The sequence below is a fragment of the Methylomonas sp. LL1 genome, from assembly GCF_015711015.1.
GTDB lineage: Bacteria > Pseudomonadota > Gammaproteobacteria > Methylococcales > Methylomonadaceae > Methylomonas.
The window spans coordinates 3751260-3766941 of the sequence record NZ_CP064653.1 but is presented as its reverse complement, the minus strand read 5'-3'; the positions used below and the strand labels follow the sequence as shown (position 1 = coordinate 3766941).

The window sequence follows — 15682 nt, the reverse complement described above, 5'->3', positions numbered from 1 at the left end:
CAGCTATCAATAATACTTTTGAGGTGACTTATGGATGCAAGGCGGATGGGGCTGAATAAAATTATTCAGATTGGTTTTATCGGGGTTCTGGCATTGATGATCATCAACGGTGCCGCTTCATTCGTGACCACCCGTAATTTGGTACAGAGTATGGCTTGGGTTACCCATTCTTACGAGGTTAAAGGGGAATTGGAAAAACTGTTGCGCCGGCTGATCGATGCCGAAACAGGACAGCGCGGCTATCTTTACAGTTCCGACGAGGTGTTTCTCGAGCCCTATACCAAGGCAGTGAGCAAGATTCAGGACAGCCTGAACACCACCTTGGAATTGGTTAAGGATAATCCGGCGCAAATTCAGCGGTTGAAGGCGATAAGCGATTTATCCAAGCAAAAGATCGACATCATGGAGAAAACCATTTCATTACATAAAGCCGGCAAGAAGGACGAAGCGAAACTCATTATTTCCAGCGGAACCGGCAAGAATCTGATGGACGATATTCGTAGCATAAGGGATGACATGTACCGCGAGGAAGAAACCCTGCTGGCTCGGAGAACCGGGGACGCGGAAAGCATTCAAACAATTTCATCGCTATCCATTGTCGGAGGCACATTATTATCGATTGCCATCGGCCTGTCGGTATTGTGGTTGATAAATCGTAATTTCCTCCGTCCGATCAACGAAGTAATCAATATGGTTTCGTCGGTCTCGACCGAAATCGCCGCAACCGTCAATCAACACGAACGCACCGCCAGCCAGCAAGCGGCCGCGGCCAACGAGACTTCCGCCACCATCGAAGAACTTTCCATTTCATCGCGGAAGTCGGCCGAGCAGGCGGCAAACGCGGCGTCGATGACGGAAAAGGCCGGCGCCGCCACCTTGCAAGGCGATGAAGCCACTCGTCAGGCCGTATCGGCGATGGCCGGGCTGAAGGATAAAATCGGCACGATGGCCGGGCAGATTCTGCATTTGGGCGAACAGACCGGGCAGATCGGCGGCATTGCCACCGTGTTGAAAGACTTGGCCGGGCAGATCAACATGCTGGCATTGAATGCAGCGGTCGAAGCCGCCCGCGCCGGCGAGCACGGCAAGGGTTTCGCCGTGGTGGCCAGCGAAATACGCAAACTGGCCGACGAGAGCAAGAAGTCAGCGGAACAGACCGCATTGCTAGTGGCCGACATCCAGAAGGCCACCAATTCCTCCATCATGATGACGGAAGAGGGCACGCGCACCGTCAACGAAGTAACTCAGACGGTGCGCAAGGTTTCCGAGTTGTTCAATAGCCTGGCCGGCCTGGCTAGCAGTGCCAATGAAAATGCCCAGCAAGTGATGCTGAATGCCAAACAGCAATCCGCCGCCTTCAGTCAGGTAGTCGAGGCTACCAACAGTATTGCCTCCGGCGTCAAGGAAACCGCCGCCGGCATCAGCCAGACCAAATTGGGGGTGCAAAGCATGAACCAGGCAGCGGAAAACTTGAAGGCGATCGCATGATACCAATGGTGATTGCGGCGCCCGGATTGCGGACCGTGGAATTCGGAGCGATGGTTTTCTACCCGCAATGGCCATGATTACCGACCCGGAACTGCACAAACTGTTCAAGGCGGAAAGCGATGAACATCTCGCCCGCCTGGATGACGGCCTACTGCGCTTGGAGAAAATGCCGGCCGATCCTGAATTATTGGACGACATGTTCCGCGAATCGCATAGTCTGAAGGGCGCGGCGCGCATGCTGGGGCTGTCGCGAATCGAGGCCGCCGCCCATGGGCTGGAAAGCATCTTCAATGCGGCCCGCAAGGGCGAGGCGCCGCTGACGCCGGAGTCGATCGAACAAATGAATATCGCGCTGGCCGATTTGCGTCAACGCGCGCGGGAAGCGTTGGCTACCAACGCGGATTGCGGATTGGAAATCACAGAGCCCCCAGCGGACGCGGGCAGCCTGTTGATTGCGGCATCCCCCATTCCGCAATCGCACAGCCCAAATCCGCGGCCCGAAGCCGCCAATCCGCAAGCAATCAAGCCTTTTCGGATCGAAACCGTAAGGGTCGAGACTCGCAAACTGGATGATTTGCTGACACAAGTCGGCGAGCTCGCCGTGATCCAGGGACAGGCGCAACACCGCCTGAAGCTGATCGAGGAACTGATGAACCTGTGGGCGGTACTTGAGAGGCGACGAAACCAGACTAAAGCCGGGCTATCCGCGAAACATGCATCGGTGGAAACGGCGGATGGATGTTTTGGAAGTTTGCTGAAGCAGGCGCGCGATGCTTTCTTCGACGACAATGCACGTCTGGAGTCGACCGTCCAACGTTTGGATGATCAGGTAAGCAGCATGCGCTTGCTGCCGCTGTCCAGCCTGTTCGGATTGTTTCCACGCATGGTTCGCGATCTCGCTAGGGAGCAAGGTAAGGAGGTCGAGTTGCTGCTGGAAGGCGGAGACATCACCGTCGATAAGCGCATCCTGGAAGAGATGAAGGATCCTTTGATGCACCTGCTGCGCAATGCGATCGATCACGGCATCGAACCGCCGGACGAGCGCGCCCGCATGGGCAAGCCCCGTGCAGCCACGCTACGTTTGCGCGCGGTGCGCGAGGACATCTATGTGTTGCTGGAGGTGCGCGACGATGGCCGAGGATTGGATTCGGCGGCGATCCGGCTGGAAGCCGGCAAGCGAGGCATGCTCGACGACGGGGTGTTAGCTTCGATGACGTCTCGGCAAATACAGCAGTTGATTTTTACCTCCGGGTTTTCCACTAGCCGTTACCTGACCGAGTTATCCGGGCGCGGTGTCGGTCTGGATGTGGTGCGAGTCAATGTCGAACGTTTAAAGGGCGGCATCCGGCTGGAATCGCTATCGGGCCAAGGGCTGGCGGTGCAAATGCGCCTGCCGCTGAGTCTCGCCACCACGCGTTTGCTGTTAGCTAGTGTGGACGGCCGGCTTTACGGCTTGCCGGTCGAATCCATACACACTTCCCGTAGGGTGCGACCGGAGGAGATTTTCCAGCTCGACGGCCGTCGGGCGATATTATTGGACGGCGAGCCGGTGATCGTCGCCGGCCTTGCCGAGTTGCTGGAAATACCGGAAGGGGCTCATCGCGCCGCCGCTGCCACTGGATCGAAACAACAAGCTTGCGTAGTACTCCAACTCGATCATGGGCGTCTGGGGCTATTGGCGGACGAGTTGCCCGGCGAAGAGGAAGTCGTGCCCAAACCGTTGGGGGCGCCGTTGAAACGGGTACGCAACGTTTCGGCCTTGGCCGTGCTGGGCGACGGTACGATTTGCCCGCTATTGAACCCCGCCGACCTCACGCGCTCGGCACACAAAGCCCTACGGATTACGGAATTAGGATTGCGGACCGCCGACGCCGTTCCGCAATCAGCACCCGATATGCCGCAATCGAAACCGGCCGTGCTGTTGGCCGAGGATTCGGCCTTGATCCGCGCGATGGAGAAACGCATCCTCGAAGACGCCCACTACGAGGTAGTTACGGCGGTGGACGGTTTGGATGCGCTTAACCTGTTGGGCAGCCGGCCTTTCGCTGCGGTGGTGACGGATATCGTGATGCCTAACATGGACGGGCTGACGTTGACGGCTAGGATCCGCGCCGAGCCTCGCCACCGGAATCTACCGGTGATCCTGGTGACCAGTCTCGCCTCCGATGAAGACAAGCGTCGAGGACTCGATGCCGGCGCCAATGCCTATATACCCAAGCCGACCTTCGACCAGCGAGTGTTGCTGGACACCTTGAAAAGGCTCATTTGAACACAGAGTGCGGAATGCGAAATCATTTTAAAAATCGTATCCAGCGTTTCGCGTTGCGAACGGTAGTCAGCGTCGATAATTTGCCAGGAGTAATGAAAGATGAAATCGTGGCTATCATTGTGGCCTTAATCGGAACAGCCGAGGCAATCAAAACATGACCAGCATCGATTCCGCAATCCGGGTGTTACTCGTCGACGATTCCCCAATCGCACTACACATCTTGCAACGGCTGTTGCTCCGCGCAAACGATATTCAGGTAGTCGGCACGGCCGCCGACGGCAAGGAGGCTCTCGAACTGTTGCCGACGCTGAATCCCGATGTGATCTGTACCGACCTGCACATGCCGGGTATGAACGGTTTGGAGCTTACCCGCGCGGTGATGGCAACGCGGCCATGTCCGATTCTGGTGGTGAGCGTATCGGTGGAACCGGATTCGCTCAACGTGTTCCGGATGCTGGAGGCGGGCGCGGTGGATGTCTATCCCAAGCCGCGCGCCATTCTGGAAGCGGATCAAGATAAGTTGGCGCGGGAGCTGGCTTCCAAAATCCGCATCGTCGCCGGCGTACATGTGTTCCGCCTGCAAACGGCGGCGACGCGCGACGTACCACCGCTACAACCCCTGCCATCACCCGCCGCGCCGGTTAAATTGATCGCGATCGGGGCATCCACCGGCGGCCCGCAGGCATTGCGCACCATTCTGTCCACCTTGCCGGCATCGTTCGCCGCGCCGGTGGCCTGTGTCCAACATATCGGTAACGATTTCCTGGCCGACCTGGTGTTGTGGTTGGCCGAAGCATGCCCGTTGCCGGTGCGTAAAGCCAGTCAAGGTGAGATACCTCGGAACGGGGTTGTTTATTTCGCCCCCGAGGATACACATCTGGAATTCGACCAACACGGCCGGTTTACATTGTCGGATTCGGCAGCGTACGACGGTCACAGGCCATCGGCAACCGTCACGCTGCGCTCGGCGGCGCGTCACTTCGGCGCGAACGCGGTGGGCGTGCTGCTGACCGGCATGGGCCGCGATGGCGCCGAGGGCATGGCCGAAATTGCGTTAGCCGGCGGTGTCACCATCGCTCAAGACGAGGCAAGCAGCGTGGTTTACGGCATGCCCAGGGCGGCGGCGGCATTGGGTGCCGTGCGGCATGTGTTGCCGTTGAATCAGATTGCCCCGGCATTAATCGGACTGGCTGGCAATCTTGACGGCAAGCGTTATCAGCCAAACTCGAAGGATGTGGCATGAGCGAAACACCTCGATCACCTAATCCTGGAACCGAATCCGGGCGCCAAATTTTGATTGTCGAGGACAGCCCGTTGGAAGCGGAGCTGCTGCGCCGCACGCTGGTTCGGGCTGGATATACTGTGGCCGTGGCTGGCAACGGTATCGAAGGCCTGCAAATGGCGCACGCGCAACGCCCGGCTCTGGTATTGAGCGACATCAACATGCCTTTGATGGACGGTTATCAATTGTGCCGCACCATCAAGTTTGATGATGATTTATGGAATATACCATTGATTCTACTGACGGTACTGTCGGAGCCGAAGGATATTATCGAGGCGATCAATAGCGGCGCGGATGCCTATATTATCAAACCTTTCGCCGAGGAGAAGCTGCTGGAACGTATCGACTCCCTGCTGAATGCGCCGATAGAAAGAAAGCGCAAGGAAGAACGGCGGCGGGAAATCGTCGGTTATGGCGGTAAGCGCCATATCCTTACCGGAGGCGGGCAGCAAATACTTAATCTGCTGCTGTCGTTGTATGAAAACACCCTTCAACAGAGTCAGGAACAGTTGGTCATTCAAGCCCAACTCAACTTGTTGAACGAGAGCCTGGACCAGCAGGTGCGCGAACGCACGGAGGCGCTGGCTCGCGTCAATCGCGCATTAAAAACCATGTCGGCTTGCAATCAAGCGTTGGTGCGAGCCAATAGCGAAGAGGAATTGCTGCGGTGCGCGGTGCGCAATATCGTCGAACAAGGCGGCTACTGTCTAGCGTCGATTAGCTTTGGAAAGGGCACCGAGGGAAAAATCATCTCATTGGTTGCTTGGTCCGGAGTAGAAGAGGGTCGCATCTTGCAACAACCGCCTAGTTGGGTGGATAGCGATGATGAGCAATTGCCGGTCACCCGAGCCATAGGCATAGGCATGCCGCAGATATGCCGCGATATTTCCGTGGATCCTGGGTTCGCTCCTTGGAAAGAAACCGCGTTGGCCCGCGGCTATATCGCAAACATCGCCATACCCCTGACCGACGGCGAAAAGGTCTTCGGTGCCCTGAGCATTTATTCTTCCGAGAAAAATGCCTTTGACCAGCAGGAAGCTCAATTGCTTAATGAACTCGCGGACGACATTGCCTATGGCATCATCAATTTGCGGGCCAAGGTCAACCTGCAAGTTACCGAGCAGGCCCTACGCCACAGTGAGGCACAGTACCGTTCCTTGTTCGACAACAGCCTGGATGCGATATTACTGACCACTCCCAGCGGCGACATCCTCGCCGCCAATCCCGAAGCTCAGCGCTTGTTCGGACTCGACGAACAGATGCTGCGCCAACAAGGCCGGCAGGCGGTCGTAGACCCAAGCGATCCTCGTCTGGCGGTGGCATTGGCGGAGCGCGACAGAACCGGCCGTTTCCGGGGAGAGCTGACATTGGTGGGTAAGGATAAGGTCAAGTTCCCGGCCGAACTGCTTTCACAAGTATTCGAAGCACCGGACGGACAGTTATTGACCAGCATGATCGTGCGCGATATTTCCGCGCGCAAGGCATCCGAGGAACTGGTTCGCAAGCTATCTCTTGCCGTGGAACAAAGCCCGGCCAGCATCGTCATTACCGATCTGGATGCCAATATCGAGTACGTCAACGAGGCCTTCTTGGATATTACCGGTTATCGTAGGCAAGAAGTGATCGGGCTAAATCCCCGCATTTTGCATTCCGACAAGACGCCAGCCGAGGTCTTCGACGCGATGTGGGCGGCATTAAACCTGGGGCAGACCTGGAAGGGCGAATTTACTAACCGGCGTAAGGATGGTAGCGAATATATCGAGTCCGCCAGTGTCTCTCCTATTCACCAAGCCGATGGGCGCGTCAGCCATTATTTGGCGGTGAAGGAAGACATTACCGAGCGTAGGCGGATAGAGGAATATTTGCGCGAAAGCGAAGCACGTTACCGGCGCATTACCGAGGGGCTGACCGATTATCACTATACGGTCCGCATCGAAAACGGGCTTCCGGTCGAAGCCACGCAAAGCCCGGCCTGCCTGGCGGTAACCGGCTACACCGTGGAAGAATTCGCCGATAATCCCCATCTATGGCTTGAAATGGTGGTGCCGGAGTATCGCGAACGGGTGTTACAGCATGTGCGGCGAATTCTTTCCGGGCAGGATGTTCCGCCCTTGGAACATTGCATTATCCGGAAAAACGGCGAGATTCGTTGGATCTGCGACACGGCCATTCTGTTCAGGGATGAGACCGGTAAACTGCTGTCCTACGACGGCGTGATCAAGGACATCACGGAGAAAAAACGCCTCGACCAGGAGTTGGACCACTACCGCCATCACCTGGAGGAACTGGTCGCAATCCGCACCCGGGAACTGGAAGAGGCCAAGCGCGCGGCCGAGGTGGCGAACGCGGCCAAGAGCGCCTTTGTCGCCAACATGAGCCACGAAATCCGTACGCCATTGAATGCTATTGTCGGCATCACGCATATGTTGCGGCGAAACAGTTCCGATGCGGCGCAGAAAGAGAAGTTGGATAAAATCGTCGATGCATCCCGGCACCTGCTGGCCGTAATCAACGACATTCTGGACCTGTCCAAAATCGAGGCGGAAAAACTCAATCTCAATATCGCCGATTTCGCGTTCGACCGGATGCTGGATAATGCGATTTCGATGATCGGCCCGAAGCTGCGCGAAAAGCGGCTGGAAATTAGCGTCGACCGCGATTCGATTCCGGCCGTGCTGGCGGGAGACTCGACCCGATTGGCGCAAGCGCTGCTGAATTATTTATCCAACGCCGTAAAATTTACCGAGCGCGGCGGAATTCGCGTAAACATCTCTAAAGCGGCGGAAACCGCCAGCGATTTGCTGGTGCGTTTCGAGGTGGCGGATACCGGTATCGGTATTCCGCCCGAAAAAATCGCGGATGTGTTCGCCGCCTTCGAGCAAGTCGACGGCACAACCTCGCGTCGCTACGGCGGCACTGGGCTTGGGCTGGCCATCACCAAGCGGCTGGCGCATTTGATGGGCGGCGAGGCTGGCGCGCAAAGTTTACCCGGCCAGGGCAGTATCTTCTGGTTCACCGCTTGTCTCGGCAAGAGTAAGTTAAGCGTCAATGAATTGATGGAAACGTCGGACTTGGCCGAAAATAGTTTGCGAGCCATGCCGGCTGCCCGCATTCTGCTGGCCGAAGACAACAGGCTCAATCAGGAGGTTGCGGTTGCCCTGCTCGTCGAGGCCGGACTGAAGGTCGATGTCGCCAACGACGGTTTTGAGGCGCTGGCAAAGGCTCGCGACCATGAATACGATCTCATTCTGATGGATATGCAAATGCCGGGTATGGACGGCTTGGAGGCAACTCGCGCCATCCGAGCCCTACCCAACCGGACAACATTGCCTATCCTGGCCATGACCGCCAATGCCTTCGACGAAGATCGCCAACACTGCCACGAGTCAGGCATGAATGACTTCATCGCCAAACCGGTCGATCCCGATCAACTGTACGGAACGCTGTTACGCTGGCTGCCCGCCGCCGAGATAACGCCCCCCGCCAGTCAGAACGAACAGATAGAGATTCCCGCCGGACTGAGGTCAATTCCCGGCTTGGATATCGAACGCGGCCTCCGGGTGTTGAACGGCAACATTGCTGCCTATTTACGCCTGCTTCGACGTTTTGCGAACGATCATGTGGAAGATGTCTCCGGCTTGCGGGCGCAACTGGCCATCGGCGACTGGGAGTCAGCCAGGCGGCTTGCCCATACCTTGAAGGGCAGTTCAAGTAATCTGGGTGCAACCGGTGTGCAACATCTGGCCGCCGACCTGGAACTGGCTCTCAAGGACAGGCGCGCGGTTGCGGAAATCGAACGATTGGCGAGCCGTTTGGAAAACGAGCTGCAACGGCTGAAAGCCTCTTGTCTTGCCGCTCTTCCCGATGACGCCTTTACGCTGGAAGAAGGCGAAGTTGACTGGGCAGTGATAAACCGGGTGTTGAACGAATTGGAACCGTTGCTTGCGTCTTGCAGCATACAAGCTAACTTTCTATTCGACACTCATTCAGCGTATCTGATGGCTGGACTCGGAGCCCTGGGTAAGGAATTAGAACACAGAATCACGCACTTTCTATATCCGGAGGCGTTGGAAACTTTACAACAGTTAAGGCAGGACTATCCGGAACTGGCGGCAAATATAATCGGAGCCAGTAAATATTGAGCATTCCGAAAAGTAAATGCTACGGTTCCAAGCAAAGTCCCGGACGAAAAGTGGCGACTACCCGCAAACAACGGCGATAAATTTCATCCATTAACTGCGCTTTGAGAATATCATTTCAAGCAGTTGAAAAACCTCCGGCAGCTATTTGCGTTAGCCAGTTTTTGGCTGATAACCATCGCTATTTTTTTCCACCCAGCGTTGTTGGCCCGAGGCCAGGGTTTCCTTTTTCCAGAACGGGGCGCGGTTTTTTAGCTTTTCCATGATGAAACGGCTGGCGTCGAAAGCGTCTCCGCGATGTGCGGACCACGCCGCCACCAGTACCAAAACATCATCCGGGTAGACCATTCCTATCCGGTGTATCACTAGGCTATCCAATAGCTGCCATTGACCGTGGGCCTGTTCGACAATTAGATGCAGCTGTTTGTCGGTCATGCCGGGGTAGTGCTCCAGGTACATGGATGCCACACCGTCACCTTGATTGAAATCACGCATACTGCCGACGAATACGCTAGTGGCGCCGAATTTGCCCGCCATGTGCGTTTGGCTGGTCTGGTAAGTTTGTATTTCTTGCCAGGGATCAAAGGTCTGTTCGCTGAGCCGGATCATCCTGTCAGCCTCCCGTTACCGGCGGAAAAAACGCCAGTTCGTCGCCATCTCGAACTATCGCGTCAAGATCGGCATAATCCATGTTTACCGCCGCCAACACCGACTCCGGCATGCTTAGATTGGGATTGAGTTGCCGCCAGATAGCGCGAACCGACAGGGGCGAGGCAGGGTTTATTTCATCTTCGCCACGGCCAACCTTTTCTTTCAAGCTGGCAAAATAGCGGACTTTAATCGACATGCTGGTTTACCCGGTAATACAATGGAAGTTCACTCATTATCAATGTTGGCCATGCAAAATTCACCCCTCAGTCATTTCAACAGCGCCGGAGAGGCCCACATGGTGGATGTCGGCGACAAGGCCATTACCGAGCGTAGCGCGGTTTGCGAAGGCTTTATCGAGATGTTGCCGGACACATTGGCGTTGATTATGGCAGGCAATCATAAAAAAGGCGATGTGCTGGGTGTTGCCCGTATCGCCGGCATCATGGCCAGCAAAAAAACCGCCGATCTGATTCCGCTCTGCCATCCGTTGCCACTGACTCATGTCGAGATTCAATTGCGGACGCAACCCCAACAAAACCGGGTGCATTGCCTGACAACGGTCAAAACCAAAGGTCAAACCGGGGTGGAAATGGAGGCGCTAACCGCCACCCAAATCGCCCTGCTAACCATTTACGACATGTGCAAGGCAGTCGATCGCGGCATGGTGATTCAGGGTGTACGCTTGCTGGAAAAAAGCGGCGGTAAGTCGGGACACTGGAGAAAACAAGAAGATTCAGTTAGTTAGGCGATTTATGGCAATAAATACACCCAATCCAAGCAATTTGCCGTTGACTGAGCGGAGTCGAAGTCAATCGTTCGCTTCGGCTACTTCGGCTTCGCTTAGCACAAGTCCGCTCAGCGGACGACACATATTTGACATTGGCAATGGGTACAAACTTTCTCAAAAATCACCTTAAACACACTCTCACAATATCTCGCGTAAAAGTTAACCCAGATAAACAAGCTCAAATTTTACACGAAAAGCAGTTTTGCTTCCCTGAGGTCTGAACAATGGCAAGTCACAATTAGAAAAAAGGTTGTCCAAGCCAACCTACGGGTCCGTAAAAACAGGGAGGAGGCAAACTGACTCATCATGCTCAAACGTATCGATAAACCACCATTTTTACATCGAGTCAGCAGATCCGTTTTGCGGTGAATACGCAACGGAACCGGCTACCTTTGCCCAGCTGACTGTCGATTTCCAGTTTGGCATCGTGCCTGACCAAAACATGTTTGACAATGGCCAACCCTAATCCGGTACCAATCACTTTATGATTACGCTTGGCATCTGCCCGATAAAAGCGTTCGGTGATCCGCGGAATTTCAGCCGCCGGGATACCTTCGCCGAAATCTTCAACTTCCAGATAAGCCGAACCGTCCTGCTTTTGATGCCAGCCGACTTTGACAGGCGATGTTGAGGGAGAATATTTCAGCGCATTCACCAGCAAATTGGTGAATGCGCTTTGTAATTCCTGGGCATCGCCGATTAGGTTAGCATCCGCCGTTATATTCAATTCGATCCGACGTTCGTCTTTTTCCAACAAATCGCTTTCTTTACAGATCTGCCCCAACAAATCATGCATATTGATACATTCGGTCTGTTTGGGCTTGGTTTCCAATCTGGCCAGTAACAACAAGTCATCGATCAAATTTTGCATACGTACGGTTTGCGCCGACATGCTTTCAAATGAGCGGGCGTAACTGGCGGGCAGATCATCCATGTCTTGCAGCGTTTCCAGATAGCCTTTTAAGACGGTCAGCGGCGTCCGTAATTCGTGAGAAACGTTGGCGACGAAATCTGTACGCATACGCTCCATGTTTTTGATTTGGGTGACGTCTTGCGCCACCAACAGACGTAAGCCCGCGCCGTAGGGCACGATACTGATTTGCAGGATCAAGCTGTCGTTGACCGGCGACGAGATACAAATCTTCTGCCGGTAATCCTGTGATTTCAAATATTCTATGAACTTCGGCGCCCGTATCAAGTTGGGGATGCGCTGTCCTTTATCGGATTTTTTCAGTCCCAATACCTCGCGAGCCGCCTTATTTATCCATTCGATTTCGGCATATTCACCCAACACCACGGCCGCGTCCGGCAGTGCGTCGGTTGAATTTCGAAATTGATCAATCATCCGACTCAGTTTTTTCTTGCGTTTTTTATCGGTTTTTTTAATTTTCCATAGATGATAATAAATGTCGCCCCAAATCCCCTTGCGATCCCGATAGTCACGAAAAGCGCCACGGCTCAGCCATTTTTCCAGATCATTGACAGCCATGGTTTGCTTGATTAACAAACCCAGCGTAATCAACAAAAGCATGTGTGTCAGATGACCGACAAAGTAGCTTAATAGCAGCGCGGGCAACAACCACGCCATCACTATGTTGATTTCTCGTTTCCAGCGATCCATCGTGATCAGCCCGCCATCGAAAAGCGGTAACCGAACCCTCGCACGGTTTGAATCAAATCCTCGCGACCGAATTCCGCCAATAATTTACGCAAACGCCGAATATGCACATCCACCGTACGCTCTTCGATGTAAACACTGCGTCCCCATACTTGATCCAGCAAATGGGTTCGACTGTAAACCTTATCCGGATTAGTCATAAAAAACTGCATCAGCCTGAATTCGGTTGGGCTTACATCCAACGCTCTTCCGGCAATCGTCAACCGGTGTTGTTCCGCATCCAAGGTCAGATCACCCACGCTGAGCTGCCCGGCCTCGGTCAGCTTGCCGCTACGGCGCATGACGGCTTTAATACGGGCTATTAACTCCTTGGGCGAAAACGGTTTGGTCATATAATCATCGGCGCCAATTTCCAGGCCTCGAATTTTGTCCTCTTCTTCGCCGCGCGCGGTCAATAATATGATGGGCAACTCCTTATATCCCGGATCTCTTTTCAAGCGTTTAGCTAGTTCGACTCCACTGATACCGGGTAACATCCAATCCAGCACAATCAAGTCCACCCGATTTTCCGCCAGGGACTGTATGGCAAGTTCCGCGCTGGCGGCGGCAATGACATGCAAATCAGCCTGCTCAAGCACCATCACCAACATTTCCCTGATGGCATCTTCGTCTTCGACAACCAGAACATTCATATTCGACATAATCATTTACTTGTTTCAACCTAATCAACCCGGGAATTTAACAATGGAATATTACCCTTTTATGACAATCCAAAATCCACCGTCAATTTTATTCCGGTCAACATGATGTCGATGCATGCTAACAAGCCGTTGAAATCCGTTTGATCAGAACTGAGCTATGATGCAAGCCACAAAGCCATGATTACTCGATTCCGTGCTCTTCGCCGGAAGCTCCCGCAATCTGTCGCTTTACGGCTTTTACGATTAGTGCGTCACTGCATCCCACTCAAGTCGGAAATAGCATCCACTACCAAACCGCTGCCAATCGCAATCATCAGAATATCCGACGCTACACGGACAAATCGATAGCCAGCCGGCGGATAACCTATTTGTCTAATTATGGTGTCGGGCAAATCATAAAAAACCACGTCTCGTGGTAACGGACGTCCAAGCGCCCATTTTTTTGCCTGACCAGGCGGCTGGCAACCGTTATGTTTTTTTGCCAATCCCGGAGGACAACGGCCAATACGGAATTCATCGGCGTAATAGTTTTGAATTACCGTACGATGCTGATCGTTAAAGTAGCGATCTGCTCTATTATAATTATCGCCTCTCGATTCATGCTTCTCATCATACGGCCTAACATCGTTTCTTTTTTCATGCTTTTGTTCATGATGCGGCTTATACTTTTGATTTTCTCGCCCCGCATTGGCTGGTTTTTCAGCACTTACTGGTGCCGCTAGCAACAATGTCGCGACAACAATTACCAACCGTTGTCCATAGCTTAAATCGGACTGAGCCATAAATTTCCCCTAAGTATTACCAAAATAGAAGCCTAACAGTAATAGCTTAAGCTTACGGCATAAACCATTCAATTCGACATTTATATTTCTTTGAGCCATTATCCGCACTTTAGTTCTATTGCGTTGATTCTGTTCTGAATTGTCCCGCTTGTTCGAGACCAGCCGCAATTACCTGAAAAAATCAGGTACAGTTGTCCGCGTAAAGGTTTCGACTAGTATTGGCTGTCGAATACAATGAAGATAATTTCCACCCCGGCAGAATGGAGTGCTCATGATTAATATATCTAACTACTACGAACAGCTTGTGATCGACAAATTATGGGAACTTTCCGAAGTTTCCGAAAACCCTTTCACGCAGTCATTTCTCGAGGATGTTGCCTGCTTGGCACTGAATAATTTGCCGACCTGTTACGTTCGAAGCTTAGTTGATAAAGGCGCCACGATGACCGAACAGGACCATCAGCAAATCAGGACCACTGTCGGCCATGCTATCGAGAGGGCGATGGAGCAAGTCCGACGCCATCCTCATGAGAACAGATACGATTGAATTTTATCTTGCTTGCGGAGATAACACCTGGCAAGAGGTCCCCGCCACTTGCCAAGATTATCTGTCCGTTGATCTGTCTTGTCTTGGTTTCAACGATTCGAAATGGATTGTACGTCCCGCATGGCGACGCCACGATATAACTGTCTTGGCCGCCCTATTTTCAGCTCCGGATCGGAGATCATTTCATCCCATTGCGCGATCCATCCCACCGATCGTGCCAATGCGAAAATTGCCGTAAACATTTCTGTTGGAATTCCTAGAGCCCTTAGCACTATTCCCGAATAGAAATCCACATTCGGATATAGCTTTTTCTCTACAAAATATGGATCTTCCAAAGCAATCCGCTCCAGTTCCATCGCCAATTTGAATAGCCTATCATCATTCAGATTTAACTCATCCAGTACTTCATGACATGTCTGCCGCATCAATTTTGCGCGCGGATCGTAATTTTTGTAAACCCTGTGACCAAATCCCATCAAACGGAACGGATCGTTTTTATCCTTGGCTTTTGCCACATACTCGGCAATATGCGATACGTCACCAATCTCTTCCAGCATATTCAATACCGCTTCATTAGCGCCTCCATGCGCGGCCCCCCATAGACACGCAATTCCCGCCGCGACACAAGCATAAGGATTAGCGCCGCTTGATCCAGCCAACCGAACCGTGGATGTTGATGCATTCTGCTCGTGGTCGGCATGCAATATCAAAATTCTGTCCAACGCTCTGATCAAGACAGGATTTGCCATATACTCATCACAAGGATCACCGTGCATCATCCGCATAAAGTTTTCGGCATATCCAAGCTTTCGTTTTGGATAAATAAAAGGCATGCCCGTGCTGTATTTGTAGCACATCGCAACCATGGTCGGCATTTTCGCAATTAACCGTATGGCCGACATATACCTATCTTCACGACAGGTAATATCCATTACATCGTGATAAAAAGCCGACAATGCTCCCACCACGCCCACCAGGACCGCCATCGGATGCGCGTCCCGACGAAAGCCACTGTAGAATTTTGTTAACTGCTCATGCACCATCACGTGCTGGCTAACGGTTGTGACAAATCCTTTCATTTCCGCGCCTTTTGGCAGCTCGCCGTTCAGCAACAGATAACATACTTCAAGAAAGTCACACTTTTCGGCAAGCTGTTCGATAGGATACCCCCGATACAACAATATCCCCGCATCACCATCGATAAAAGTTATCTTGGATGAACAACTGGCCGTGGAAGTAAATCCGGGATCGTATGTAAAATTCCCTGTCCGTGCATAAAGACTGCGTATATCGATTACTGATGGCCCCATGGTCCCCTGGATGATAGGCAGCTGATAGGCTTGCCCGTCCCCACTTTCAGCTAACGATATGTATTTTTCAGTCATTGAATCTCTCCTGGATTGGATTTGCCGGCACAT

Annotated in this window: 12 protein-coding genes; 6 read left to right on the top strand and 6 right to left on the bottom strand. The window is 53.2% G+C overall.

The window, feature by feature from the left end; genetic code table 11:
• Positions 1-30 precede the first annotated feature (30 nt).
• The 4 genes from IVG45_RS17520 to IVG45_RS17505 all read left to right on the top strand — a co-directional run bounded on the left by IVG45_RS17520 (position 31) and on the right by IVG45_RS17505 (position 9181).
• Positions 31-1488 (top strand): CHASE3 domain-containing protein, encoded by a 1458-nt coding sequence (locus tag IVG45_RS17520; protein WP_196435082.1) that lies wholly within the window; start codon positions 31-33, stop codon positions 1486-1488.
• Positions 1489-1561: 73 nt separating this feature from the next.
• Positions 1562-3757 (top strand): hybrid sensor histidine kinase/response regulator, encoded by a 2196-nt coding sequence (locus IVG45_RS17515; protein ID WP_196435081.1) that lies wholly within the window; start codon positions 1562-1564, stop codon positions 3755-3757.
• Positions 3758-3911: 154 nt separating this feature from the next.
• The gene (cheB, locus tag IVG45_RS17510) at positions 3912-5000 is read left to right on the top strand and encodes a chemotaxis-specific protein-glutamate methyltransferase CheB (protein ID WP_196435080.1); all 1089 of its coding nucleotides are present in this window, start codon (positions 3912-3914) and stop codon (positions 4998-5000) included.
• Positions 4997-9181 carry a PAS domain S-box protein gene (locus IVG45_RS17505; RefSeq protein WP_196435079.1) on the top strand — a complete coding sequence of 1395 codons (4185 nt, stop codon included), beginning with the start codon at positions 4997-4999 and terminating at the stop codon, positions 9179-9181. The genes cheB and IVG45_RS17505 overlap by 4 nt, the downstream gene beginning before the upstream one ends.
• 150 nt (positions 9182-9331) lie before the next feature.
• Here IVG45_RS17505 and IVG45_RS17500 read toward each other — a convergent pair whose 3' ends face one another.
• Both IVG45_RS17500 and IVG45_RS17495 read right to left on the bottom strand, forming a co-directional pair.
• On the bottom strand, positions 9332-9787 hold the full coding sequence (locus IVG45_RS17500; protein WP_196435078.1) for a molybdenum cofactor biosynthesis protein MoaE: 456 nt from the start codon (positions 9785-9787) through the stop codon (positions 9332-9334).
• Positions 9788-9791: 4 nt separating this feature from the next.
• Positions 9792-10025, bottom strand: a complete 234-nt coding sequence (locus IVG45_RS17495) for a MoaD/ThiS family protein (RefSeq protein WP_196435077.1) — start codon at positions 10023-10025, stop codon at positions 9792-9794.
• A 51-nt stretch (positions 10026-10076) separates the two neighbouring features.
• On the opposite strand from IVG45_RS17495, the gene moaC reads away from it, so the two are divergent.
• Entirely contained in the window at positions 10077-10574 is a 498-nt protein-coding gene (gene moaC / locus IVG45_RS17490) for a cyclic pyranopterin monophosphate synthase MoaC (protein WP_196435076.1), read from the top strand.
• Positions 10575-10962: 388 nt separating this feature from the next.
• Here moaC and phoR read toward each other — a convergent pair whose 3' ends face one another.
• From phoR to IVG45_RS17475, 3 genes are all read right to left on the bottom strand, one after another.
• Positions 10963-12237: a phosphate regulon sensor histidine kinase PhoR gene (phoR, locus tag IVG45_RS17485; protein WP_196435075.1), complete on the bottom strand. Its 1275-nt coding sequence runs from the start codon at positions 12235-12237 to the stop codon at positions 10963-10965.
• 5 nt (positions 12238-12242) lie between these two features.
• The gene (phoB, locus tag IVG45_RS17480; protein WP_196435074.1) at positions 12243-12935 is read right to left on the bottom strand and encodes a phosphate regulon transcriptional regulator PhoB; all 693 of its coding nucleotides are present in this window, start codon (positions 12933-12935) and stop codon (positions 12243-12245) included.
• Between the two features lie 251 nt (positions 12936-13186).
• A complete protein-coding gene (locus IVG45_RS17475; RefSeq protein WP_196435073.1) occupies positions 13187-13717 on the bottom strand; it encodes a hypothetical protein in 531 nt (176 codons plus the stop codon).
• 271 nt (positions 13718-13988) lie between these two features.
• On the opposite strand from IVG45_RS17475, the gene IVG45_RS17470 reads away from it, so the two are divergent.
• On the top strand, positions 13989-14264 hold the full coding sequence (locus tag IVG45_RS17470; protein ID WP_196435072.1) for a late competence development ComFB family protein: 276 nt from the start codon (positions 13989-13991) through the stop codon (positions 14262-14264).
• A gap of 89 nt (positions 14265-14353) precedes the next feature.
• Here IVG45_RS17470 and gltA read toward each other — a convergent pair whose 3' ends face one another.
• The gene (gene gltA / locus IVG45_RS17465) at positions 14354-15649 is read right to left on the bottom strand and encodes a citrate synthase (RefSeq protein WP_196435071.1); all 1296 of its coding nucleotides are present in this window, start codon (positions 15647-15649) and stop codon (positions 14354-14356) included.
• Positions 15650-15682 lie beyond the last annotated feature (33 nt).